This window comes from Polaromonas sp. (genome assembly GCF_030689685.1).
Lineage (GTDB): Bacteria > Pseudomonadota > Gammaproteobacteria > Burkholderiales > Burkholderiaceae_C > Polaromonas.
On the sequence record NZ_JAUYEY010000019.1, the window covers coordinates 38,064 to 59,897 of the forward strand.

Below are 21,834 nucleotides of genomic sequence, written 5' to 3' on the forward strand. Positions count from 1 at the left end.
AAGCTTTCTGGGCGTATCGGTATCAGTAAGCGCCAAACAATGCGTCCAGGGCGTCCTGGACCAAGGCCTGTTGGGGTTGCAGGCTGGCCACCGGTGTGTGCAGCCAGTTGCGCGGAAAGGTCGCCATGGTGGGTGTGTCCAGAACGACTTTGCGGCCCGCTACGGAGAAAGTGGGGTGCACTCTTTCAAGCCGCGCTCCATGCATCTTGGCATCGCGCAAGGGGATGACGATGCGCGTTTCGACGCCGCTGAGATGATCGTTTTGGACGTCGAGCACAAAAGGCGTATGGGCGTGTTCGGATTTTTCCGGGTTGGCGTAAACGTCAAAGCGCGCCATCGGTCAGGCAGCTTTCTTGTCTTTGGTGCTCGTCCGGCCATCGCCCATGCTGCGGGCGAAAGTCCGGTATTTCGCGCCCCAAATGCCGTGTTCCCGAATTCGCTCGTTGTAAGCTTCGATGGCCTCTTTGTTGCGCTCATTCCACTGCTCCCAATAGCGCCGCTCCACTTCCCTGGTCAGCAATTCATTGACCGTCTGGGAGACATTCATGCCCATTTCACGAGCGGCCTCCAGCACCTTTGAATTGAGCGACAGATTGGTGGCTTTTTTGGGGGCGTGATCAAATTTGAGCATGATTGGCCTTCATGAACGATGCGCATATTATATGCGCAACACCCGCCCCGGGTTCATCAGATTATCGGGATCCAGGCCCTGCTTGATCGCGCGCATCATGCCAAGTGCGACCGGCGATTTGTGTTTCGGCAGGGTGTTGACCTTGAGGCTGCCGACACCATGCTCGGCCGAGATCGAACCGCGGTAACGGTCCACCACCTCGTAGACCACGGCATTCATGGGCGCTTCCTGCTCGTTGAGGAAACGCGCCTGGTCCTCGTTCTCGGGCGCCTGCACGTTGTAGTGCAGGTTGCCGTCACCCAGGTGGCCATAGACCACCAGGCGAGCGCCGGGGAAGCGGGCTAGCAGCAGGGCGTTGGTCTCTTCCACAAACGCGGGAATGCGCGAAACATTGATCGAGATGTCGTGTTTGATGTTCAGGCCCTCTTCGGCCTGCGCCAGCGGAATGCTTTCGCGGATGTGCCACAGCGCATGCGCCTGGGCCATGCTTTCGGCCACCACCGCATCGCTGACGCAGCCGGCTTCCATGGCGGCTTCGAGCAGGCGCTCAAAACATTCCCGCGCATGCGTTTCCGATTCGTTGTCCGAATTCTCCAGCACCACGGCCCAGGCCGACTCCTGCCAGAAGGGCACACGCTGCTGTGGAAAATGTTTGGCCACCAGGCCGAGCGCGAACTGGCCCATGACCTCGAAGCCGGTCAGGCCAGCACCCAGGTGTTCATGCGCCAGGCCCAGCAACTGCACCGCAGCTTCGAGCGAAGGCACGGCGGCAAAAGCGGTGAGCTGGGCTTTGGGTAGGGGATACAGCTTCATGGTCGCGCCGGTGATGACGCCCAAGGTGCCTTCGCTGCCGATGAACAGATGGCGCAGGTCGTAGCCGGTGTTGTCTTTGCGCAGGCCAGTGAGGCCATCCCAGATCTCGCCCTGCGCCGTCACGACCTCCAGCCCGAGGCAGAGTTCACGGGTGTTGCCGTAACGCACGACCTGGGTGCCGCCGGCATTGGTGCCGAGGTTGCCGCCTATGGTGCAACTGCCCTCCGAGGCCAGGCTCAGCGGGAACAGAAAGCCGGCTTGTTCGCAGGCTTCCTGCAGGTTTTGCAACACGCAGCCGGCATCGACGGTGATGGTCAGGTTGCCGGCATCGAGCGTGCGCACCTGGTTCATGCGTGTCAGGCTCAGCACGACCTGTGTACCGCTGGCGTCCGGCGTTGACCCGACCACCATGCCGGTGTTGCCACCTTGCGGCACCATGCTGACGCGGGCGGCGGCGCAGGCTTTCACCACCGCAGCGACTTCCGCCGTAGAGCCGGGGCGCACCACAGCCAGGGCCTTGCCGGTTTCGCGCCGGCGCCAGTCCTGCACCCAGGCGGTCAGGTCGCCCTCGGTCAGGACGTTGGGCGCGCCGACGATCTGGCGCAGCGATTCAATCAGTTCGTTGTGTGTGCTCACGGTGTTTGGGCTTGCGGTTCAGGAATCGTCTGGGTTTTTGCGTTTTTCAGGCGAATCCGCACATGCATCGCGCAGGCGGTGAACAGCAGCAAGCACAGTGCCACTTCAATCATCGCCAGGTAGTTGCCGGGCGGCTTGTCGCTCCAGGCGCGCACCACGCCTTCGGTGAAGTAGAGCCAGACCATCAGGCTGAGCCAGCGGTAGGTGTACATGCGGTTTTTCAGCAGGCCGGCCAGCGGAATACACAGCGGCAGCACCTTCAGCGCCAGCAGCGAGCCGCCCGGGCGAATCGGCGCCAGCCACATCTCCCAGGCCAGGCCCAGCACGATCAGGCCGCCGAGGCTGCCCAGGGCCAGCCAGCGGGTGGCGTCGATTTGCGTGGTTTTGTTCATGGGGGAGGGGGTCATCATTTGCACAGGTCGATGGCATGATACCGGGGATGACATTCAAGCAGTCCCTGCAGCAGTTATTGACGGACCTCTCGCACTTTCCCTGGCGCGACACCGCCTTCACGCTGCGCCAGCGTTTTCGCGAAGACCACATGGGCCTGACGGCCAGCAGCCTGACCTTCACCACCAGCATTGCGCTGGTGCCGTTTTTTACGGTAGCACTGGCGATCTTCACGGCGTTTCCGATGTTTTCCAAGCTGCAGGGGGCGCTGCAGGTCTGGCTGGTCAACAGCCTGATCCCGGACAACATCTCGCGCCAGGTGCTCGGTTACCTGACCCAGTTCGCCCGTCAGGCCAACAAGCTGGGCGTGGCTGGCCTGGCGGTGCTGCTGGGCACGGCGATTGCGCTGATCCTGACCATAGACCGCACGCTCAACGGCATCTGGCGCGTGAAAAAGCCGCGGCCGTTGGCGCAGCGTGTGCTGATCTACTGGGCGGCCATCACGCTGGGCCCGCTGGTGCTGGGTGCCAGTCTGGCGGTCACCTCCTATGTGATCTCGGGCTCGCGTGGCGTCGTCAGCACCATGCCGGGCGGGCTGCGCGTGTTACTGGACATCCTGCAGTTCTTCCTGCTGGCCGGCGGCATGGCGGCGCTGTACCGTTACGTGCCCAACACCTTTGTGCGCTGGTCGCATGCCTGGGTAGGCGGGCTGTTTGTGGCGGCCGGGATCGAACTGGCCAAAAAGCTGCTGAGCCTGTACCTGAGCAGTGTGCCGACTTATTCGCTGGTCTACGGCGCGTTTGCCACGCTGCCGATTTTGCTGGTCTGGATTTATGTGGCCTGGGTCATCGTATTGCTGGGCGCAGTGATCGCGGCCTACCTGCCCAGCCTGCTGGCCGGCGTGGCGCGACGCGGCAGTGCGCACGGCTGGCAGTTCCAGCTCGCGGTGGAACTGCTGCAGCAACTTCACCTGGCGCGCAGTACCACACGCATCGGGCTGGAAGCGTCGGAGCTGGCAAAGGCGCTTCAGGTCGATGTGTTGCAGTTAGAGCCCGTGCTGGAAACCTTGATGTCTTTGGACTGGATCGGCCAGTTGACCGACCCCGACGACGAGAAGGAAGCGCGCTACCTGTTGCTGGCCGACCCGGATGCGACCCGGCTGGCGCCGCTGATGGCGCAGTTGCTGCTCAGCCGCGATCCGTCCATGGAAAATTTATGGGAAAACGGCCGTTTCCCCATGCTGCGCCTGCGTGACGTGTTATGAAATTGATAGCAAATCGAAGGCGCGACGGACTCAGTTGGCCGTTTTTTTAGCCGCCTCATAACGCGCCTTGTTCTCTACATTCGGCGGGTACAACCCCGGCAGCGAAGCGCCAGCCTCGACCTCGGCCATGATCCAGGCCTCCAGCTTTTCCTGCTCGGGCGCCAGCGTGAGCATTTCGTCCAGCAGCGCCGCCGGGATCAGCACCGCGCCGTCGTCATCGACCACCACCACATCGCCGGGAAATACCGCGACGCCGCCGCAGGCAATCGGCTGCTGCCAGGCCACAAAGGTCAGGCCCGCCACCGAAGGCGGCGCGGCCGCACCATGGCACCAGACCGGCAGGCCGGTCGCCAGCACGCCCGCCTGGTCGCGCACCACGCCGTCGGTCACCAGTGCGGCCACGCCGCGTTTGCCCATGCGGGCGCAAAGAATGTCGCCGAAGATGCCGGCGTCAGCCACGCCCATGGCGTCCACCACGGCAATGCAGCCCGCCGGCATGTCCTCGATTGCGGCGCGGGTGGAGATTGGTGAGGACCACGATTCCGGCGTGGCCAAGTCTTCCCGAGCCGGCACAAAGCGCAGTGTGAAAGCACGCCCGACCAAGCGCGGCTGACCAGTACGCAGCGGCCGCGCGCCGCGCAGCCAGACATTGCGCAAGCCTTTTTTTAGCAGTAGCGTGGTCAGCGTGGCGGTGGTGATGCCCGAGAGAATCTCTACAGCCCGGGCGTCGAGCTGCATGGGGATGGCGTTGGCGGTCATCAGATATTCACCTTGCCGGTCCAGATGTCTTTGTACATGACCCAGTCGCCCATGAAGCTGTAGAGCGGGCGCTTGAAGGAGGCGGGCTTGTTTTTCTCGAACACGAAATGGCCGACCCAGGCAAAACCGTAGCCGCAGAGCAGGCCGGCCAGCAGCCACCAGGGGTTGCGGGTGACTGCTGCGGCCGCCAGGCACAGCAGCGCCAGCGTCGAGCCGGCGAAGTGCAGGCGGCGGCAGGTGCGGTCGCTGTGTTCGGTCAGATAAAAGGGGTAGAACTCGGCAAAACTCCCGAAGGCTCTGGCGTCGGTGGCGCCCGCTTGCGGCTGGGCGCTGGGGTGGGTGTTGTCCATGGCGGGTCTCCTGTCGAATGGTTGTGGCCCATGATAGCCACAGCGGCTCCCCGAGATCAAGCGATTGAAAACGGCGCCTTCAGAAAGCCCCGAAAGCGCGCCCGCCCGCCACGCGTCGGCGCGGCGCTCAGCACATAGTCCGGAAAGCGCTGCAGAAAACGCCCGACGGCGATCCGGCCTTCGAGCCGCGCCAGGCTCAAGCCCGCGCACTGGTGGATGCCAAAACCGAAGGCCAGATGGCGGTTGTTCTCGCGCGCCAGGTCCAGTTGCTCGGGGTGGGCAAACTGCGCCGGGTCGCGGTTCGCCGCGCCTATACACAGTGTCAGCAACGTGCCTTCTGGCAGGTCCACGCCGCCCACCTGACAGGCCTTGATGGCGCGGCGGTTGCTGAGCTGGTTGGACGACTCGAAACGCAGGAATTCGTCGATTTCCACAGTCAAATCGGCCTCCAGCCCATGTCCAGGCTGGCTAGATAGCTTCACTTTTGATAGCAGTTGGGCCTTTGCCTGCGGCCATTCTTGCAGCGCGACCAGCGCATTGCCGATCAGGTTGGTGGTGGTCTCATGGCCGGCGTTGAGGATGAAGACACAGTTTTGCAGCAGCTCGGTCTCGCTGAGTTGCTCGCCGGCGACCAGCCCCTCGGGCGAGTCCCTGTTTTCGCCCTGGATCAACCGCGTCAGCACATCGTGCTCCGGGTCGCCCGGATGTTGGCGGCGTTCAGCCACCAGCGTTGTGAGGTAGGTCGTGAACTCGCTGACGCTGCGGTTGCCCAGCGCTTCCTGTTCGGGCGTGAGCCTGGGCTCCAGCGCGCCCAAAATGGCCAGCGACCAGTCGCGCAGCGGCCTGCGGTTGGCATGTGGCACGCCCAGCAGGTTGCCGATGATTTCGACCGGGATCGCCGAGGCGAAGTCCTCGATCAGGTCGCCGCCGCCTTGGGCTGCGAGGGCGTCCAGCAAGCCGTCCACGAGGGTGATCAAGCCGGGTTCCATGTCGGCGATGGCGCGGCGCGTCAGCGCGCCCATGATGAGCTTGCGCACGCGTGTGTGCAGCGGCGGGTCGTTGAAGACCAGGCTGGTCGTGTGGTGCGCCAGCAGCGGCGAGCCGGCTCCATACTTGGGCGTGAACTCCACCTTCTTGTCCGAGCTGAAGGTCTGCGCATCGCGGTAGACCGCCACGATGTCGGCGTAACGCGTCAAAAAGTACGAACCATCGGGCATGCGCCGCACCGGTTCATGTTCGCGCAGCCAGGCGTACACCGGGTAGGGGTTGGCATAAAAGTCGGCAGGCAGGGCACGCAGGTCGAGATCCGTCGCGATCTCGCGCGCGCGTTCGGGCGTCATGGCCGGGGTGCTGACGCTCATGTGCGCAAAAAGTCGCGCATCGCGAACAGCGTTTCTTCCGGCGCCTCGGTCATCTGGTGGTGGCCGACCGGGACCTTGACGAGTTGCACGAACTTGCCGCTGCTTTTTGCCTTCTCGATCAGCGGCTGCGCGGCCCTGGCCTGCGTCATCTGGTCCTGCGCACCGAGCAGGAAAAGCACCGGGCAGCTGATCTGCGTGATCGCCGTGTCACCGTTCGCATAACTGTCGCAAGCCATGAAGCCGCGGTGAAACACATTGACCTGGGTGTTGCTGGCGATCACGCGCCGGCCCAGCGCCATGCTGGCGCCGTGCACCCAGGTGCCGGGGCCCAGTGCCGAGGGCGGGGGGGCCAGGGTGCTGCGCGAAAAGATGTTGACCATCTCCAGCGCCTTCATCGGCTGGTTCAGCGCGGCGTCCAGCAGCGCGGCGGATACCTTCATCGGAAAAGCCGTGCCGACCAGCACCAGGTGGCTGACCCGCTCTTTCAGCAGCGCGGCCGCTTCCAGCGCGATCAGCGAGCCCCAGCTATGGCCGACCAGCGCCGCGCGCTGCACGCCGGCGGCATCGAGCAGGGCCGCGACAAAGGCCGCGCCTTCCTCGACGCTGGACGGCGCCTCGCCGTCGCTTTTGCAGTGCCCGGGCAGGTCCACCGCCAGCACGTTCCAGCCGTGGTGGGCCAGGTAGCGGCTTTGCAGAATCCAGACGCTGTGGTCGTTGATCACGCCGTGGATGAAGACTACCGTGGGTTTGGCGGCATCGAAAGGCTTGCCGCCGGTGTAGCAGTAGGTGGGGTGGCCGTTGACCTGGAGAATCATGCTGCTTTCTCCGCCGCCTTCAGCGCACGCTTGAGGTCGTCGATCAGATCGTCTGGGTCTTCGAGGCCGATGCTCAGGCGAATCGTGCCCTGGGTGATGCCGCCGGCCGCCAGCGCGTCGTCGCTCATGCGGAAGTGGGTGGTGCTGGCCGGGTGGATCACCAGGCTGCGGCAGTCGCCGACGTTGGCCAGATGGCTGAAGACCTTGAGCGTTTCGATGAAGGCCTTGCCCTGCTCGCGGTGGCCTTTGATATCGAAGCTGAACACCGAGCCGGCGCCGCGCGGCAGCAGTTTTTTTGCCAGCGCATGGCTCGTGTGCGTGTCGAGCATGGGGTGGCCGACGCGCGAGACCAGCGGGTGGCTGGCCAGGAAGGCCACGACTTTTTCGGTGTTGCCCATGTGCCGTGCCATGCGTAGCGGCAAGGTCTCGATGCCCTGCAAAATCAGCCAGGCGGTGTGCGGGCTCATGCAGGCGCCGAAGTCGCGCAGGCCTTCACGCCGTGCGCGCAGCAAAAATGCGCCGACCGTGCTTTCCTCAGTAAACACCATGTTGTGAAAGCCGTCGTAGGCCTGGCTCAGTTCGGCGAATTTTCCCGACTTGTCCCAGTCGAAGCTGCCGCCGTCGACCACGATGCCGCCAATCACCGTGCCGTGGCCGCTCAAAAACTTGGTCGCCGAGTGGTACACGATGTCGGCGCCATGCTCGAACGGCTTGATCAGCCAGGGCGAGGTCAGCGTTGAGTCCACCAGCAGCGGCACGCCGGCCTCGTGCGCAATGGCCGAGACGGTGGGCATGTCCAGCACGTCGAGTCCAGGGTTGCCCACGGTCTCACCGAAGAAGAGTTTGGTCTCGGGCCGCACGGCGGCGCGCCAGCCATCGATGTCGCCGGGCTTGACGAAAGTGGTGTTTATGCCGAAGCGCCGCATCGTGTAGTGCAGCAGGTTCTGCGAGCCACCGTAAAGCGCGGTGGACGCCACGATGTGGGAGCCCGCACTCATCAGGGTGGCGATAGCCAGGTGCAGCGCCGCCTGGCCGCTGGCCGTGGCGATGGAGCCGATGCCGCCTTCGAGTGCGGCAACACGCTGCTCCAGCACCGCATTGGTCGGGTTGCTGATGCGTGAGTAGACGTGCCCGGCGCGCTCCAGGTTGAACAGGCTGGCCGCGTGGTCACTGGACTCGAAAACGAAGGAGGTGGTCAGGTGAATCGGCACAGCGCGCGCGCCGGTGGCCGGGTCGGGTGCAGCGCCGGCATGCAGGGCCAGCGTGTCAAAGCCCGGATCAGAGTAGCCAGACATGGAGTCTCCAGTAGTTGTCGGTCGGAATATGCCCGAAAAATGAGGCCAGCCTCCTGAAACAAATCACGATGGCCTGCCGGGGCATTGTGGGCTATATTTGAACTGAATTTTCCCCGAGCGGCACCGGGGGAAAACCTGCAGACTGCCGAGACAAATTCCTGAAGGAACGCCCCATGAAAGTCCTTGATATCCTGCGCGTCAAAGGCAACACCCTGTACACCGTCCAGTCCGACGAACCGCTGGCCAAGGCGGCCCAGATCATGGCTGAAAAAGACATTGGCTCACTGGTCGTCATGGACCACGGCGAGCTGGTCGGCATGCTGACCTTTCGTGAGGTGATCCTGTGCATCGTGAAGAACGGCGGAGAGATCGGCGGCACATTGGTGCGTACGGCCATGGACGACGCACCGCTGACCTGCACCCCCGAGACCGAGATCGACGAGGTGCGCCGCATGATGCTGGGCCGCCATGCGCGCTACATGCCGGTGCTCAACAAGAAGGTGCTCGAAGGCGTGATTTCGTTTTACGACGTGGCCAAGGCGGTGGTCGACGGCCAGAACTTCGAAAACAAGATGCTCAAGGCTTATATCCGCGACTGGCCTGCTGAAGAAGACGAGACGCCAGAGACCAAGCTCTGAGCGCAAACCACCACTACTGCCCAGGCTCCTAGCCCTTGCTGTGCGAGCTTAGGCGGCTATCAAATCAGTAGCATGGTGATTTATACAGCTCGCAGCTGCCGCGCCATCAGCACCGCCACATGCACCGCCTCGCGCTGCGCGCCGTCCTTGATCTGGTGCCTGCAACTGGTACCGTCGGCGACCACGATGGCGTCGGGCTGTTCGCGTACCGCCGGCAACAGGCTCAACTCGGCCATCTGCATCGACACCTCGTAGTGACTGGCTTCGTAGCCAAAGCTGCCAGCCATGCCGCAGCAACTTGACTCAATCAGTTCGGGCTGGGCGCCGGGGATCAGCCTGAGCACGTCGAGGATGGGGCTCACCGCGCCAAACGCCTTCTGATGGCAGTGCCCGTGCAGCAGAATGGCCCGGTCCACCGGCTGCAGTTTCGCTTTCAATCCCTCCAGCTTGCCGGCTGCCGCTTCACGCGCCAGAAACTCCTCGAACAGCAAGGCCTGGTCGCTGATGGTTTGTGCCGCTTCACCCAGGTCCATCACCAGCATCTCGTCGCGCATCGTCAGCAGGCAGGACGGCTCCAGGCCGACGATGGCGATGCCGCGCTCGGCGAAGGGTAGCAGGGCGTCTACCAGCTCCGTGGCCTTGGCCTTCGCTTCATCCACCATGCCGCTGGCCAGGTAGGTGCGGCCGCAGCACAGGCTTTTGCCATCCGCTATGGTTTTGGCAGCTATGTGAACGGTGTAGCCGCCGGCCTGCAGTACCTTGACAGCCGCGCTGGCGTTGTCGGACTCGAAATAACCGTTGAAGGTGTCGACGAACAGCACCACCGGTTTGCTCGCGGCCAGAACCTCTTCACAAGTAGCCGTTGCATGCGGGGTGTTGAAGAAGGTGCGGCTTTGCCATTGAGGCAGCGTGCGTTTGGCGGAAAAACCGGTGAATTTTTCGCTGAGCGCGGCCAGTCCGGGAATTTTGTCGCGCAGGTTCAGCAGCGGCGCAAAGCGGCTGGCCCAATGCGCATACTCGGGCAGTCTTGCGACCAGCTTGTCCTTGAGCGTATAGCCGTGTTTCGCCTTGTAGTGGTGCAAAAACTCGACTTTCATCTTCGCCATGTCCACGCCGGTCGGGCAGTCGCGCTTGCAGCCCTTGCAGCCGACGCACAGGTCCAGTGCGTCGCGCACGGCTTCAAGCGTACCCTCACCCCAGCCCTCTCCCAGGGGGAGAGGGGGCGATTCGGACTCACTTCGGGGGGGGGTGAGCGATTCGGACCGACTCCCTCTCCCCTCGCGAGAGGGCAGGGGTGAGGGCTGCCCGAGTTGGCCACTCAAGGCCAGCCGCAGCGTGTTGGCGCGTCCGCGCGTCAAATGTTTTTCATCGCGCGTGACGCGGTAGCTCGGGCACATGGTCCCGGCATCAAACTTGCGGCAATGGCCGTTGTTGTTGCACATCTCCACGGCCTTGGCAAAGCCTTGGGCCGGGTCGCCGCCGCTGCCAGGCGCGCTGGTCTGTTCGGTGGCCGGATTGTTTTGCACGTCCCAGGCGCGCCAGTCCAGCGCGGTCCTGATCGGGATGACTTTGTAGGCGGGCGGAAAACGCATCAGCCGCGTGTCGTCCATCTTTGGCGGGTTGACCATGCGGCCGGGGCTCAGCAGGCCGGCCGGGTCCATGAACTGCTTGATCTTCGCAAAGGCTTCGTTGATTTGTGGGCCGAACTGCCACTGGATCCACTCGCCGCGGCACAGGCCGTCGCCGTGTTCGCCGCTGTAGGCGCCCTTGAACTTGCGCACCAACTCCGAGGCTTCCTCGGCAATCGCGCGCATCTTGGGCGCGCCCTCGCGCCGCATGTCCAGGATGGGCCGCACATGCAGGGTGCCGACCGACGCATGGGCGTACCAGGTGCCCTTGCTGCCGTATTTTTTGAAGACCTCCGTCAGCGCATCGGTGTATTCGGCCAGGTGGGCCAAAGGCACGGCGCAGTCCTCGATAAAACTCACCGGCTTGCCATCACCTTTGAGGCTCATCATGATGTTGAGTCCGGCCTTGCGCACTTCCCACAGGTTTTTTTGCGGCGCGTCGTCCGTCATTTCAACCACCGAGTCGGGCAACAGCAAATCGCCCATTAACTCGCCCAGGCGTTTGAGTTTGGGTTGCAGCTCGGCCTTGCTCGCCCCTGAAAATTCAACCAGCAAAATGGCAGCGGGCTGGCCGATCAGCGCGCTGCGTATGGTGGGCGCAAAGGCCGGGTTTTGCAGCGACAGGTCAATCATGGTGCGGTCCACCAGCTCGACTGCCGTGAGTGTGCCTTCCCCGATCTTGACGATGTGCTGCGCCGCATCCATGGCGCGGTAAAAAGTCGGGAAGTTCACCACGCCCAGCACCTTGGCGCGCGGCAGCTCGCTCAGGCGCAGGGTCAGTGATTTGGTCAGGGCCAGCGTGCCTTCGCTGCCAATCAGCAAATGCGCCAGGTTGACCGAGCCGTCGCTGGTGTAGGGCCGCTCGCTCTGCGGGTCAAAAATGTCCAGGTTGTAGCCGCCCACGCGGCGCATCACCTTGGGCCACATCTGATGGATGGCCGGGTGCAGCTCCTCAGCCAGCGAGCGCACGTAGTTGCCCAGCTCGCGCGCCTTGCCGCTGCTGCCGGCATAGAGCCCTAGCTGCAGCAGCTGACTGCCCGATGTCCAGGCCTGCGCACCAAGCACGTTGTGCACCATGTTGCCGTAGGCAATGCTGCGGCTGCCACAGGAGTTGTTGCCCGCCATGCCGCCCAGTGTGGCCTGCGCGCTGGTGGACACATCCACTGGGTACCAGAGGCCATGCTGTTTCAGGGCGGCGTTGAGGTGGTCCAGCACGATACCCGGTTCGACTTCGACAGTACGCTGCGCAGCATCCACATCAATGATGTTGCGTATGTGTTTGGCGTAGTCGATCACCAGGCCGGCGCCCACCGTCTGGCCACACTGGCTGGTGCCGGCGCCGCGCGGCACGATGGGCACACCCATGTCGCGGCAGATGTCCAGGGCGGTTTTGACGTCGGGCGCACTGCGCGGCACAAACACGCCGACCGGCATCACCTGGTAAATCGAGGCATCGGTGGCGTAGCGGCCGCAGTCGGCGGCGGAGAACAGTACCTCGCCGCAGGTTTCAGTGGCCAGCCGCGCAGCCAGCTTGCCGGCGACTTCGTTACTCACGCGGGCCACTTGCTCGTAGGCCTGTGCCGCGCTTTCGCGCGTCACCTTCAGGGGCAGGGGCGCGTTCATGCCTTGGCCAGCGCCATGGCTGCCCTGTTGGCCGCGCGCACTTGTTCGATCACCACACCGAGTTTGTTGTTGAGGTGGCTGCCCAGCACGGTTCGCATGGCCTGCGGGTCGCGTGCGCTCAAGGCCTGAATCATCAACTCGTGCTCCGTGACGGCGGCCTTCCATTTTTCACCGTCCTGGTTGGAGCGAAAGCGCAGGGCCTGGAGGCGGGCGTTGACCTGGTTGTAGGTGGCGGTCAGCACCGGGTTCTTGGCCGCCGCATTGATGGCGCGATGAATCGCCGAGTTGAGCTGGTAGTAGGTCGGCAGGTCGCGCCGCGTGTAAGCCGCCAGCATTTCGTAATGCATGGCCTTGATCTCGTCGAGCTCGGCCTCGGTGATGCGCTCGGCCGCCAGTGCGCCCGATTGGGCTTCGAGCCCGGACATCACTTCAAAGGTATTGAGTACGTCGGTTTCTGACAGCTCCACCGCAATCGCTCCACGGTTCGGCAGCAACTCGACCAGGCCTTCAGCGGCCAGCATCTTGATGGCTTCGCGCAGCGGCGTGCGCGAGACGTTGAGGACCTCACTGAGTTCGCGTTCGTTGAGCTTGGCGCCCGGCGCGATGCGGTTTTCAACCAGCATCTGGCGCAGGCGGTGGACGACCTGTTCATGCAGGGCGGAACGCGGAATGGCAAAAATTTCAGCAGTCATGGGCAAATTTTGTATGCAAAAAATTTGTGTGTCAAATCCGATATTACGGGTTAAATCGGTTGACAAATGAATTTTGTATGCAAAAAATGAAGGTAATTCCCGGAGCCCCTGATTATGTTGACGCTTGACTTTCATCCCACCGGCCGCCATTTCCTGCAGATTCCTGGCCCGTCTCCCGTGCCGGACCGCATTCTGCGCGCCATGAGCCTGCCGACCATCGACCACCGAGGCCCCGAGTTCGGCGCGCTGGGGCTGAAGGTGCTGGCCGACATCAAGAAAATTTTTAAGACCAAACAGCCGGTGATGATTTATCCGGCCTCCGGCACAGGCGCCTGGGAAGCGGCCCTGGTCAACACCCTGAGCGCCGGCGACCATGTGCTGATGTACGAAACCGGTCACTTCGCCGCGCTGTGGCAAAAGCTGGCCGCGCGTGTCGGTCTCAAGACCGAGGTCATGAGCGACCCCGGCGCCGAAGTCTGGCGTCACGGCGTGCGCGCTGACCTGATCGAGGAGCGGCTCAAGGCCGACACCCAGCACAGCATCAAGGCGGTCTGCGTGGTGCACAACGAGACCTCGACCGGCGTGACCAGCAACATCGCCGCCGTGCGCAAGGCCATCGACGCTGCGAAACATCCGGCGCTGCTGCTGGTCGACACCATCTCTGGCCTGGCGTCGGCAGACTACAAACACGACGAGTGGGGCGTGGATGTCAGCATCAGCGGCTCGCAAAAAGGCCTGATGCTGCCGCCCGGCATCAGCTTCAATGCGGTGTCCGCCAAGGCGCTGGAGGCCAGCAAGCGCGCCAAACTGCCCAAGGCCTTCTGGGCCTGGGACGAAATCATCGAGATGAACAAGAGCGGCTACTGGCCGTCCACGCCCAACACCAATTTGCTGTATGGCCTGAACGAAGCCTGCGACATGTTGCTCGAACATGGGCTGGACATAGTGTTTGCGCGCCATCAGCGCTGGGCCGAAGGCGTGCGCGCTGCGGTGCGCGCCTGGGGCCTGCAGATCCAGTGCGCCGACGCTGCCGTGTATTCCCCCATCCTGACCGGCGTGATGACACCCGAGGGGGTGGACGCCGACGTGGTCCGCAAGATCATTTACGAGCGTTTTGACTGCTCGCTGGGCACTGGCCTGGGCAAGGTCAAGGGAAAAATGTTCCGCATCGGCCACCTCGGTGACTGCAACGACCTGACCCTGATGGCCGCGCTGTCGGGCTGCGAGATGGGCCTCAAGCTGGCCGGCGTCAAGCTGGCCGGTTCGGGCGTGCAGGCTGCGATGGACCATTTTTCGAGCCACGTCGCCGTAATGCCGCTGCGCAAGGCGGCCTGACCACCGTTTTCCTTTTCCCGCTTTCCCGCGTTTTTCCGCTTCTTTCTGACGATTTCAAAAACAACCCACTGGAGACAACCATGCAACGCAGAACCCTTGTTACCGCCGGCGCCGCGACCCTGGCCTTTCCTTCACTACTCCTCGCGCAGAACCTGCCCAACGGGCCGGTGCGCATCATCGTCGGCTTCGCGCCCGGCGGAGGCACCGACATCCTGGCGCGGGTGATCGGCCAGAAGCTGGCCGTGATGTGGAACACGCAGGTCATCGTCGAGAACAGGGCCGGCGCTTCGGGCACCATCGCCGCCGACTACGTGGCCAAGCAGCCCGGCGACGGCGCCACGCTGCTGATGGCGCACATCAACAGCCAGGCCATCACGCCAGCCCTGCAGAAGGTCAACTACGACCCGGCAAAAGACTTCCAGCCGGTGGTGCTGGTCGGCGTCACGCCCAACTTGTTGATCTGCAACGAAAACCAGCCGGCCAAGACGGTGAAGGACCTGGTCGAGTTGTGCCGTGCCAACCCCGGCAAGATCAGCTTCGGTTCGGCCGGCACCGGTAGCGCGCAGCACCTGGCGCTGGAGATGTTCATGCTGGCCGCCAAGGTCAAGGCCATCCATGTGCCGTACAAAGGCTCCGGCCCGATGCTCACCGACCTGATCGGCGGCACCATCCAGTACAGCTTCGACACCATGACGGCCGCCACGCCGCATGTGAAAAGCGGCAAGGCCATCGCCATTGCGCAGACGCGCCAGCAGCGCGTGCCCGCCTACGCCAACGTGCCGACCATGGCCGAGTCGGGCTTCCCTGGCTTCGAAGCCACCACCTGGTACGGCCTGGCCGGTCCCGCGAAGATGCCGCTGGCCATGGCCAAACGCATGAACGAAGACATCAACAAGGTCATGCTGATGCCTGATGTGATGGAAAGGCTGGCCGCCTCGGGCGCCCAGGACGGCGGTGGCTCAACCGAAAAGTTCGGCGACTTCATGCAGGCCGAGCAGGTCAAGTGGGCCAAGATCATCAAGGACGGTGGGGTCAAAGCCGATTCTTGAGCCATTCGTGCCGAGGCGCGCTGCGCCCCTGACCTTCTTTGCTTCCGGACGACCGCCGTGCGGCGGCGTCTCGGGTGTTCCTCCCGGCCTGATGCGGGAGGATTTTTTAATTTCACAAGCCGGGCAACACCCATCCACAAGGACTATTGAGTGAACCAAGCGTTAACGAATGAGCGGGCAAAAAAAGCGGCACGTCCGCTGCCTCTGGCCGGCGTCCGCGTGCTGGACATCAGCCAGGTGATGGCCGGCCCGTACGCCTGCATGCTGCTGGCGGACATGGGGGCCGACGTGATCAAGATCGAGCCGCCGGGCAGCGGCGACCAGACACGCGGCGCCATGGGTTTCAAGATGAAGGGGCCGGATTCGCTGGGCTTCCTGAACATGAACCGCAACAAGCGCAGCGTCGCGCTCAACCTCAAGTCGGAAGCCGGCAAGGTCCTGCTGCTGCGGCTGGCCAAAGACGCCGACATCCTGCTGGAGAACTACCGCCCCGGCGCGATGAAGCGGTTGGGCCTGGGCTACGACGTCCTGAAAGAAGTCAATCCGCGCCTGGTCTACACCAGCATCTCGGGCTTCGGCCAGACCGGCCCCTGGGCCGACCGGCCAGGCTTCGATCTGATGGCGCAGGCCATGTCGGGGGTGATGAGTGTCACTGGTTATCCCGGTGGCCCGCCGGTGAAGGCTGGCGTGCCAGTGGCCGACATTGGCTGCGCGCTGTTCTCGGTGTATGCCACGCTGTCGGCTTTTATCGGCGCTAAAACGAGCGGACAAGGCCAGCATGTCGATGCCTCGCTCTTCGATTCGGCGCTGGCCTTCTCGGTTTGGGACATTTGCGACTACTGGGGCACCGGCAAGGCGCCCGAGCCATTGGGCACCTCCAATAAAATGACCGCGCCTTACCAGGCGATGGCCTGCTCCGACGGTTACTTCGTGATGGGCGCGAATAACCAGAAGCTCTGGCTGCAGTTGTGCAAACTGATGGGGCGTGAAGAGCTGCTGGCCGACGAACGCTTCTCCACCATCTCGCTGCGTCTGGCCAACCGGCATGCGCTGGAAGTGGAGTTGGAGAAAAGCTTCCGCCTCCAGCCCAAGGATTATTGGGTGAATACTTTTCTAGAGGCCGGCATCCCCGCCGGCCCTATCCTGACCTATCCCGAGGCTTTCGATAGTGACCACGCCAAGGCGCGTGAGATGCGCATGGAGATCGACCATCCGGTGGAAGGCAAGGTGCCCAACATAGGCTTCGCAGTCAAGATGTCTGGCACGCCGCAACAAGTGACTCGTCATCCACCGCGCCTGGGCGAACACACGGCCGAGGTGTTGGCCGAGCTGGGTATCAGCGCTGAGGAACAGGCCCGCCTCGGCGAGCAGGGGGCTTTCGCAGCATGAGCGAACACAGCGCCGAAGGCACGGTCCACCTGAGCATCAACGCCGGCGTGGCCTCAGTGGTGTTTGATCGCCCGGCCGCGCGCAACGCCATGACCTGGGCCATGTACGAGCGGCTCAATGAGATCTGCGAGCAGCTCAAGACCGACCCTTCGGTGCGCGTCGTGAGTTTTCGCGGCGCGGGCGGCCAGGCCTTTGTGGCCGGCACTGACATCGAGCAGTTCACGACTTTCAGCAGCGGCGAGGACGGGGTCGCCTACGAAAAGCAGATCGACCAGTGCATTGCCCGGCTGGAGTCGCTGCCCATGCCCACGGTCGCCGTGATTGAGGGCTGGACCATAGGCGGTGGCCTGGCAATTGCCACGGCGTGTGACTTCCGCATCGCCACTGCGGGGTCCCGCTTTGGCGTGCCGATTGCCAAAACCTTAGGCAACTGCCTGTCGGTCGCCAACCTGGCGCGGCTTTGCGCGGTGTTTGGCATGCCACGTGTCAAGCGCATGTTGATGCTGGCCGAGGTCTTGACGGCCGATGAGGCGCTGGCCTGTGGCTTTCTGCTGCAACTGGTCGAGCCCGGCGAGATCGATGTACTGCTGGGCAAGCTGTGTGAACGCCTGACAGCGCTGGCCCCGGAGACGCAAAGCGTGAGCAAGGAAGGCCTGCACCGTCTGGTGAGCAGCAGCCTGCCGCCCGACGAGGACCTGATCCGCCAGTGTTACGGCAGTGCCGATTTTCATGAAGGTGTCGCGGCCTTTGTTGAAAAAAGAAGTCCTGTCTGGAAGGGCGCCTAGGCGCGCGAGTCCGAATCGGCCGCAAGCCGTGTATCGGTGGTCCCGATGTTCGGAAAGCCTTGTGCAAGCGCTGAACAAGTCCCCGGTGTTGTACATGACAGACGCTGTGGCGCCGCTTGTCGCGCACGCTGCAGCATCCGTCGCAAGGCGCCTGCGCAGCGATAGATTTTGCAAATGTGTGCAATAACATTCAAACCTTGTTCCTGGCTGTCGCCAGGTTTTTTTTGATTGATGAAATTTATGTTTGCTGCTAAAAAATCTCTTTTCTCCGTCCTCTCCCCCCTGTGCCTGTCGCTCATGTTTTTCGCGGGCATCAGCCATGCACAAAAAGCCTGGGTCGTCGGCCAGTCGGTTCCCTTGAGCGGCGGCAATGCCAGTTTCGGACGTGACATCCAGGCCGGCGCGCAGGCCTACTTCAAATCAGTGAATGCCAAGGGCGGTGTCGGCGGCTTGCCGATTGAGCTGGTTTCGCTGGACGACAAGAACGACAGAAAACTTGCCGGTGCCAACACCCAAAAACTGCTTGGCACCAATGACGCGGTGGCCTTGTTCGGTTTTGCCTCGGCCACGCTGAGCCTGGACGCCATGCCGCAGGCCGAAAAAGCCGGTGTGCTGTTTTTCGCGCCGTTTTCAGGTGCCAACCCGGTGCGCAAGGCCAGCCCGGTGGTGTTTACCCTGCGCGCGTCCTACGGCGACGAGCTGGAAAAAATGTTGGCGTTCTGGACCGGTCTGGGTTTCAAGCAGGTGGTGGTGGTGCATTACGACGACGAGGTTGGCAAGCAGAACCTGGCCGTGGTCACCGACTATCTGGCCAGGCAGGACAAGAAGCCCGCAGCCTTTGCCCTGCAACGAAACACCAAGGTGAGTGAGGTGCAAGTCAGCCAGTTGCTCAAGCTCAAGCCCGACGTGATTATCAACACCGTGCTGTCCGGTCCTGCGTCTGAGATCAGCAAGCAGATCGTGGCTCAGGGAAAGTTCATTCCAACTTCCAGTCTGTCATTTGTGGGTGCCCAGCAATATATAGAGGCGGCGGCTGAAGCCGGTGCTGGCGTGTCCATCTCGCAGGTCGTTCCCAATGCGGCCTCATCGCTGCCGGTCGTCAAGGAATGCGCCAAAGCCCTGAAAGATGCCGGCGTGAACCAGGCCATGAACAGCACCCACCTTGAGTCCTGCATAGGCGCCAAGGTGCTGACGGAGGCAATGCGCCGCAGCAAAAAGCCCGGCGATGCCAAGGCGCTGCTTGCGGCCATGGGTTCTCTGGGCAGTTATGACGCCGGTGGTTTTACCGTGACCTACACGGCCAATCAGCACCATGGCAGCAAGTATGTCGAGCTGGGCATGGTCACACGCGACGGCAAGCTGCGCAACTAAGGCCGAGCCGTCGCTCAGCGGTAGTGCGCGCACAGCGTCTCAATCAGTGACTCTGCGTAGCGGGGCAGGGCGCTGCGGTTGCGCACCAGGATATAACGCTCGCGCACGCTCCACGGGTCGGTCAACGCGATCAGTGTGATGCCCATGGCAGCCTGGTTGCGCCGCGCGGCCGACTCCGGCACGATGCCCACCGCAACGCCCGCGCCTATCATGCGGCACATCGCGTCAAAGCTCGATAGCTGGATGCGCAGCTTTAGCGGCTTGCCCAATGCATCGGTCACCTGGGCCAGGAATGTTTGCAGTGTGCTGCCCGATTGCATGCCCACCTGCTCGTCGTCCAGGGTTTCGGCAAAGGCAATTTTTTTGCGGCGCGCAAACCGATGGTTCTTCGCCGTGGCCAGTACCAACTGGTCGGTGCTGAAGTGGATGGACTCCAGCCCCAGCGTGTCAACCTTGCCGGCGACGATGCCGATGTCGGCCCGGCCGTCGAGCACGCCGCGTGCAATTTCCGGGTTGGGTTTTTCTTGCAGGTCCATGTTGATTTTCGGGTTGCGGGTCAAAAAGCCGGGCAGGATTTCCGGCAGAAAATCCGTCACCGCCGTGGTGTTGGCAAACACCCGCAGATGGCCGCGCAGCCCGCCGCCGTACTCCTGCAGATCGGTGCGCATTTGCTCGGCCTGCCGCAACACGCTCCGGGCGTGGTACAAAAACGCCTCGCCCGCCGGCGTGAGCCGAACGCCGCGGGCTTCGCGGTAAAGCAGGGGCATGCCCGCCTGTTTTTCGAGCGCCTTGATGCGCGCGCTGGCTGCGGCCAGCGACATATGACGCCCCGCAGCGGCGTGCGTGATATTGCTCTTGTCGGCGGTGAGTACGAACAGGCGCAGGTCGGTCAGGTCGAATTGCATACCCTATGGTAGCTGAGCCTTTTGATATTCCGAAGGCTTGGTCTTGAAATGCGTGATTGCATGCTGTCTTGCAATCGGCGACGATGCTTACTCAAATTAAAGGGAGACGACCGATGTTCAAGTTGATCCACAGTCTTTTTCGCCCGACATTGTTGGCGGTCGTGCTGGCCGCGCCGATGCTGGCCGGCGCACAAGCCGCGTATCCCAGCCGCCCCATCGTCATGATCGTGCCGCAGGCAGCGGGAGGCACCAATGACATCGTCGGCCGCCTGGTTGGCCAGAAGCTGGGCGAGGTGCTGGGCGCCTCGGCGGTGGTTGAAAATCGTCCAGGCGCGGGAGGGAACATCGGCACCCAGGCCGCGGCCAAGGCTCCCAAAGACGGCTATACCCTGCTCATGACAATCAGCAGCAGCCAGGCCATCAACCCAGCGCTCTACAAGAATGCAGGTTTTGATCCGGTCAAGGATTTCAAGCCCATCAGCCTGATTGGCGCGGTGCCGAACGTGCTGCTGGTACACCCTTCGTTTCCGGCAAAGTCGGTCGCCGAGCTGGTGGCGCTGGCCAAAAGCAAACCGGGTCAGTACCAGTACGCCTCGGCCGGCAATGGCACGCTCAATCACTTACTGGGTGAAATGCTGGGCAGCATGACCGGCATCAATCTGCAGCACGTGCCCTACAAGGGCGTGGCCCCGGCCCTGAACGACGTGCTGGGCGGGCAGTTGCCCATGCTGTTTGCGAGCCTGCCGTCGTCGCTGTCACACATCAAGGCGGGCAAGTTGCGTCCGCTGGCGGTCAGCGGCGCCGGTCGCTCAGCCGTGCTGCCCGATGTGCCCACGGTCGCCGAAACGGTGCCGGGCTATAGCGGCACTCTGTGGATAGGCCTGTTCGCGCCGGCCGGCGTGCCGCAAGACGTGCTGGCCCGCCTGCAGGATGGCATGGCCAAGACGCTGGCCGCCAAAGACCTGCGGGACAAGCTGGAACAGCAGGGCGTGGAAATGGCCGGCCCGCCCGAGCGGCCAGTGACACCCGATCAGTTCGCCGCATTGCTCAATGAAGACATCGTCAAGTGGGCGCGTATTGTCAAGTCTTCCGGCGCGTCGGTCGATTGATTTCGAACTTCAAATTCACACCGTTTTGAAAATAACCATTGACACCCGAAGCCTCGACGCCACCACACTGGCCCATCTGCAAGGCTGGGTCGGCAAGACCGAGACCTTGACAGACCAGATCACCGCCTCGCCAGTGCGCGCCCTGTCGGCTACGCTGGACCGCGATGATCCAGCGCCGGAAGCCGGAACCCCACTGCCGCCGCTTTGGCACTGGCTTTACTTTGTGCCGCAGCCGCGCCAGTCCGAGCTTGGTTCGGACGGCCACGCCAAACGCGGCGGTTTCTTGCCGCCGGTGCCTCTGCCGCGTCGCATGTGGGCGGGGGGGCGGCTGCGATGGCATCCCGACAATTCCCTGGTGGTCGGTGACGTGGTCAAGCGCATTTCCCGCATTGAGTCTGTGACGCACAAGGCTGGTCGAACTGGCGATCTGCTGTTTGTGCTGGTCAAACACGAATTGCACGACGCGAAAGGCCTCGCACTGAGCGAAGAGCACGACATTGTTTACCGCGCCAATCCGCAGCCGGGGGACCCGGTGCCGCCGCCACAGCCTGCAGCGAAAGATGCCGCGTGGACGCTCGAAGTCGTGCCCGACGACGTGCTGCTGTTCCGCTATTCGGCGCTGACCTTCAATGGCCACCGCATCCACTACGACCGCAAGTACGTGACCGAGGTCGAGGGCTACCCTGGCCTGATCGTGCATGGTCCGCTGATCGCGACCCTGCTGGCCGACCTGCTGCGCCGCAACCTGCCCGGCGCGCGCCTGCTGAAATTCGAGTTCCGCGCGGCGCGCCCAGTGTTTGACCTTTGGCCCTTCAAGCTGCATGGGCTGCCGTCGGCCGACGGCAAGACCGTCAGCCTCTGGACCGAGGACCACGAAGGTTGGCTCACCATGCAGGCCACGGCCACGCTGGCCTGACGATGACCGGCGTCAACAGGCTTGTCATTGCGGACGCCATCCGCAATCCATGTCTGCGCACCCGTGCCGGTAGCTCATGC

General features: G+C 63.1%; 21 protein-coding genes. 9 read left to right on the forward strand and 12 right to left on the reverse strand.

Features of this window, described 5'->3' with window-relative positions; all coding sequences use genetic code 11:
- Positions 1-22: 22 nt before the first annotated feature.
- Genes Q8O29_RS04630 through Q8O29_RS04645 form a run of 4 tightly spaced genes read right to left on the reverse strand, consistent with a single transcriptional unit; the run spans position 23 to position 2,487 of the window.
- Positions 23-337 (reverse strand): CcdB family protein, encoded by a 315-nt coding sequence (locus Q8O29_RS04630; protein ID WP_305560885.1) that lies wholly within the window; start codon positions 335-337, stop codon positions 23-25.
- Positions 338-340: 3 nt separating this feature from the next.
- Complete coding sequence (locus tag Q8O29_RS04635) at positions 341-631, reverse strand: type II toxin-antitoxin system CcdA family antitoxin (RefSeq protein ID WP_305560886.1); 291 nt, start codon at positions 629-631, stop codon at positions 341-343.
- A 27-nt stretch (positions 632-658) separates the two neighbouring features.
- Positions 659-2,080, reverse strand: a complete 1,422-nt coding sequence (locus Q8O29_RS04640; RefSeq protein WP_305560887.1) for an FAD-binding oxidoreductase — start codon at positions 2,078-2,080, stop codon at positions 659-661.
- Entirely contained in the window at positions 2,077-2,487 is a 411-nt protein-coding gene (locus tag Q8O29_RS04645) for a DUF2069 domain-containing protein (protein WP_305560932.1), read from the reverse strand. The genes Q8O29_RS04640 and Q8O29_RS04645 overlap by 4 nt, the downstream gene beginning before the upstream one ends.
- 32 nt (positions 2,488-2,519) lie before the next feature.
- Between Q8O29_RS04645 and Q8O29_RS04650 the strand changes: the two genes are divergently transcribed.
- On the forward strand, positions 2,520-3,734 hold the full coding sequence (locus Q8O29_RS04650; RefSeq protein ID WP_305560888.1) for a YihY family inner membrane protein: 1,215 nt from the start codon (positions 2,520-2,522) through the stop codon (positions 3,732-3,734).
- A gap of 30 nt (positions 3,735-3,764) precedes the next feature.
- Here Q8O29_RS04650 and Q8O29_RS04655 read toward each other — a convergent pair whose 3' ends face one another.
- The 5 genes from Q8O29_RS04655 to Q8O29_RS04675 are packed head-to-tail and all read right to left on the reverse strand — an operon-like array spanning position 3,765 to position 8,314.
- Positions 3,765-4,493, reverse strand: coding sequence for a ribonuclease activity regulator RraA (locus Q8O29_RS04655; RefSeq protein WP_305560889.1), 729 nt, complete (start codon positions 4,491-4,493; stop codon positions 3,765-3,767).
- A complete protein-coding gene (locus Q8O29_RS04660; protein WP_305560890.1) occupies positions 4,493-4,843 on the reverse strand; it encodes an Mpo1-like protein in 351 nt (116 codons plus the stop codon). Before Q8O29_RS04660 ends, Q8O29_RS04655 begins: the two co-directional genes overlap by 1 nt.
- A gap of 56 nt (positions 4,844-4,899) precedes the next feature.
- Positions 4,900-6,204, reverse strand: a complete 1,305-nt coding sequence (locus Q8O29_RS04665; RefSeq protein WP_305560891.1) for a cytochrome P450 — start codon at positions 6,202-6,204, stop codon at positions 4,900-4,902.
- Positions 6,201-7,019 carry an alpha/beta fold hydrolase gene (locus Q8O29_RS04670; protein WP_305560892.1) on the reverse strand — a complete coding sequence of 273 codons (819 nt, stop codon included), beginning with the start codon at positions 7,017-7,019 and terminating at the stop codon, positions 6,201-6,203. Before Q8O29_RS04670 ends, Q8O29_RS04665 begins: the two co-directional genes overlap by 4 nt.
- Positions 7,016-8,314 (reverse strand): O-acetylhomoserine aminocarboxypropyltransferase, encoded by a 1,299-nt coding sequence (locus Q8O29_RS04675; RefSeq protein ID WP_305560893.1) that lies wholly within the window; start codon positions 8,312-8,314, stop codon positions 7,016-7,018. Before Q8O29_RS04675 ends, Q8O29_RS04670 begins: the two co-directional genes overlap by 4 nt.
- 173 nt (positions 8,315-8,487) lie before the next feature.
- Here Q8O29_RS04675 and Q8O29_RS04680 point away from each other — a divergent pair, with 173 nt between their 5' ends.
- Positions 8,488-8,952, forward strand: a complete 465-nt coding sequence (locus Q8O29_RS04680) for a CBS domain-containing protein (protein ID WP_305560894.1) — start codon at positions 8,488-8,490, stop codon at positions 8,950-8,952.
- Positions 8,953-9,032: 80 nt separating this feature from the next.
- Here the strand turns inward: Q8O29_RS04680 and Q8O29_RS04685 are convergent, their stop codons facing one another.
- Positions 9,033-12,203 carry an FAD-binding and (Fe-S)-binding domain-containing protein gene (locus Q8O29_RS04685; protein WP_305560895.1) on the reverse strand — a complete coding sequence of 1,057 codons (3,171 nt, stop codon included), beginning with the start codon at positions 12,201-12,203 and terminating at the stop codon, positions 9,033-9,035.
- Positions 12,200-12,895 carry a GntR family transcriptional regulator gene (locus Q8O29_RS04690; protein ID WP_305560896.1) on the reverse strand — a complete coding sequence of 232 codons (696 nt, stop codon included), beginning with the start codon at positions 12,893-12,895 and terminating at the stop codon, positions 12,200-12,202. Before Q8O29_RS04690 ends, Q8O29_RS04685 begins: the two co-directional genes overlap by 4 nt.
- 114 nt (positions 12,896-13,009) lie before the next feature.
- On the opposite strand from Q8O29_RS04690, the gene Q8O29_RS04695 reads away from it, so the two are divergent.
- From Q8O29_RS04695 to Q8O29_RS04715, 5 genes are all read left to right on the forward strand, one after another.
- Entirely contained in the window at positions 13,010-14,230 is a 1,221-nt protein-coding gene (locus Q8O29_RS04695; RefSeq protein WP_305560897.1) for an alanine--glyoxylate aminotransferase family protein, read from the forward strand.
- Between the two features lie 80 nt (positions 14,231-14,310).
- Positions 14,311-15,279 carry a tripartite tricarboxylate transporter substrate binding protein gene (locus Q8O29_RS04700; RefSeq protein ID WP_305560898.1) on the forward strand — a complete coding sequence of 323 codons (969 nt, stop codon included), beginning with the start codon at positions 14,311-14,313 and terminating at the stop codon, positions 15,277-15,279.
- Positions 15,280-15,429: 150 nt separating this feature from the next.
- Complete coding sequence (locus tag Q8O29_RS04705) at positions 15,430-16,668, forward strand: CaiB/BaiF CoA-transferase family protein (RefSeq protein ID WP_305560899.1); 1,239 nt, start codon at positions 15,430-15,432, stop codon at positions 16,666-16,668.
- Positions 16,665-17,453 (forward strand): enoyl-CoA hydratase/isomerase family protein, encoded by a 789-nt coding sequence (locus Q8O29_RS04710; protein WP_305560900.1) that lies wholly within the window; start codon positions 16,665-16,667, stop codon positions 17,451-17,453. Before Q8O29_RS04705 ends, Q8O29_RS04710 begins: the two co-directional genes overlap by 4 nt.
- Positions 17,454-17,750: 297 nt before the next feature.
- Complete coding sequence (locus Q8O29_RS04715) at positions 17,751-18,824, forward strand: ABC transporter substrate-binding protein (protein ID WP_305560901.1); 1,074 nt, start codon at positions 17,751-17,753, stop codon at positions 18,822-18,824.
- Between the two features lie 14 nt (positions 18,825-18,838).
- Here Q8O29_RS04715 and Q8O29_RS04720 read toward each other — a convergent pair whose 3' ends face one another.
- The gene (locus Q8O29_RS04720; RefSeq protein ID WP_305560902.1) at positions 18,839-19,729 is read right to left on the reverse strand and encodes a LysR family transcriptional regulator; all 891 of its coding nucleotides are present in this window, start codon (positions 19,727-19,729) and stop codon (positions 18,839-18,841) included.
- Between the two features lie 113 nt (positions 19,730-19,842).
- On the opposite strand from Q8O29_RS04720, the gene Q8O29_RS04725 reads away from it, so the two are divergent.
- The gene (locus Q8O29_RS04725; protein ID WP_371134145.1) at positions 19,843-20,838 is read left to right on the forward strand and encodes a Bug family tripartite tricarboxylate transporter substrate binding protein; all 996 of its coding nucleotides are present in this window, start codon (positions 19,843-19,845) and stop codon (positions 20,836-20,838) included.
- 25 nt (positions 20,839-20,863) lie between these two features.
- Entirely contained in the window at positions 20,864-21,754 is an 891-nt protein-coding gene (locus Q8O29_RS04730; protein WP_371134146.1) for a MaoC family dehydratase N-terminal domain-containing protein, read from the forward strand.
- The last annotated feature ends 80 nt before the right edge of the window (positions 21,755-21,834 follow it).

Coding starts and splice junctions, on each gene's coding strand:
- Q8O29_RS04630 (WP_305560885.1), bottom strand. CDS start 337: ATGGCGCGCTTTGACGTTTACGCCAACCCGGAAAAATCCGAACACGCC.
- Q8O29_RS04635 (WP_305560886.1), bottom strand. CDS start 631: ATGCTCAAATTTGATCACGCCCCCAAAAAAGCCACCAATCTGTCGCTC.
- Q8O29_RS04645 (WP_305560932.1), bottom strand. CDS start 2,487: ATGACCCCCTCCCCCATGAACAAAACCACGCAAATCGACGCCACCCGC.
- Q8O29_RS04650 (WP_305560888.1), top strand. CDS start 2,520: ATGACATTCAAGCAGTCCCTGCAGCAGTTATTGACGGACCTCTCGCAC.
- Q8O29_RS04655 (WP_305560889.1), bottom strand. CDS start 4,493: ATGACCGCCAACGCCATCCCCATGCAGCTCGACGCCCGGGCTGTAGAG.
- Q8O29_RS04660 (WP_305560890.1), bottom strand. CDS start 4,843: ATGGACAACACCCACCCCAGCGCCCAGCCGCAAGCGGGCGCCACCGAC.
- Q8O29_RS04665 (WP_305560891.1), bottom strand. CDS start 6,204: ATGAGCGTCAGCACCCCGGCCATGACGCCCGAACGCGCGCGCGAGATC.
- Q8O29_RS04670 (WP_305560892.1), bottom strand. CDS start 7,019: ATGATTCTCCAGGTCAACGGCCACCCCACCTACTGCTACACCGGCGGC.
- Q8O29_RS04675 (WP_305560893.1), bottom strand. CDS start 8,314: ATGTCTGGCTACTCTGATCCGGGCTTTGACACGCTGGCCCTGCATGCC.
- Q8O29_RS04680 (WP_305560894.1), top strand. CDS start 8,488: ATGAAAGTCCTTGATATCCTGCGCGTCAAAGGCAACACCCTGTACACC.
- Q8O29_RS04685 (WP_305560895.1), bottom strand. CDS start 12,203: ATGAACGCGCCCCTGCCCCTGAAGGTGACGCGCGAAAGCGCGGCACAG.
- Q8O29_RS04690 (WP_305560896.1), bottom strand. CDS start 12,895: ATGACTGCTGAAATTTTTGCCATTCCGCGTTCCGCCCTGCATGAACAG.
- Q8O29_RS04695 (WP_305560897.1), top strand. CDS start 13,010: ATGTTGACGCTTGACTTTCATCCCACCGGCCGCCATTTCCTGCAGATT.
- Q8O29_RS04700 (WP_305560898.1), top strand. CDS start 14,311: ATGCAACGCAGAACCCTTGTTACCGCCGGCGCCGCGACCCTGGCCTTT.
- Q8O29_RS04710 (WP_305560900.1), top strand. CDS start 16,665: ATGAGCGAACACAGCGCCGAAGGCACGGTCCACCTGAGCATCAACGCC.
- Q8O29_RS04715 (WP_305560901.1), top strand. CDS start 17,751: ATGTTTTTCGCGGGCATCAGCCATGCACAAAAAGCCTGGGTCGTCGGC.
- Q8O29_RS04720 (WP_305560902.1), bottom strand. CDS start 19,729: ATGCAATTCGACCTGACCGACCTGCGCCTGTTCGTACTCACCGCCGAC.
- Q8O29_RS04725 (WP_371134145.1), top strand. CDS start 19,843: ATGTTCAAGTTGATCCACAGTCTTTTTCGCCCGACATTGTTGGCGGTC.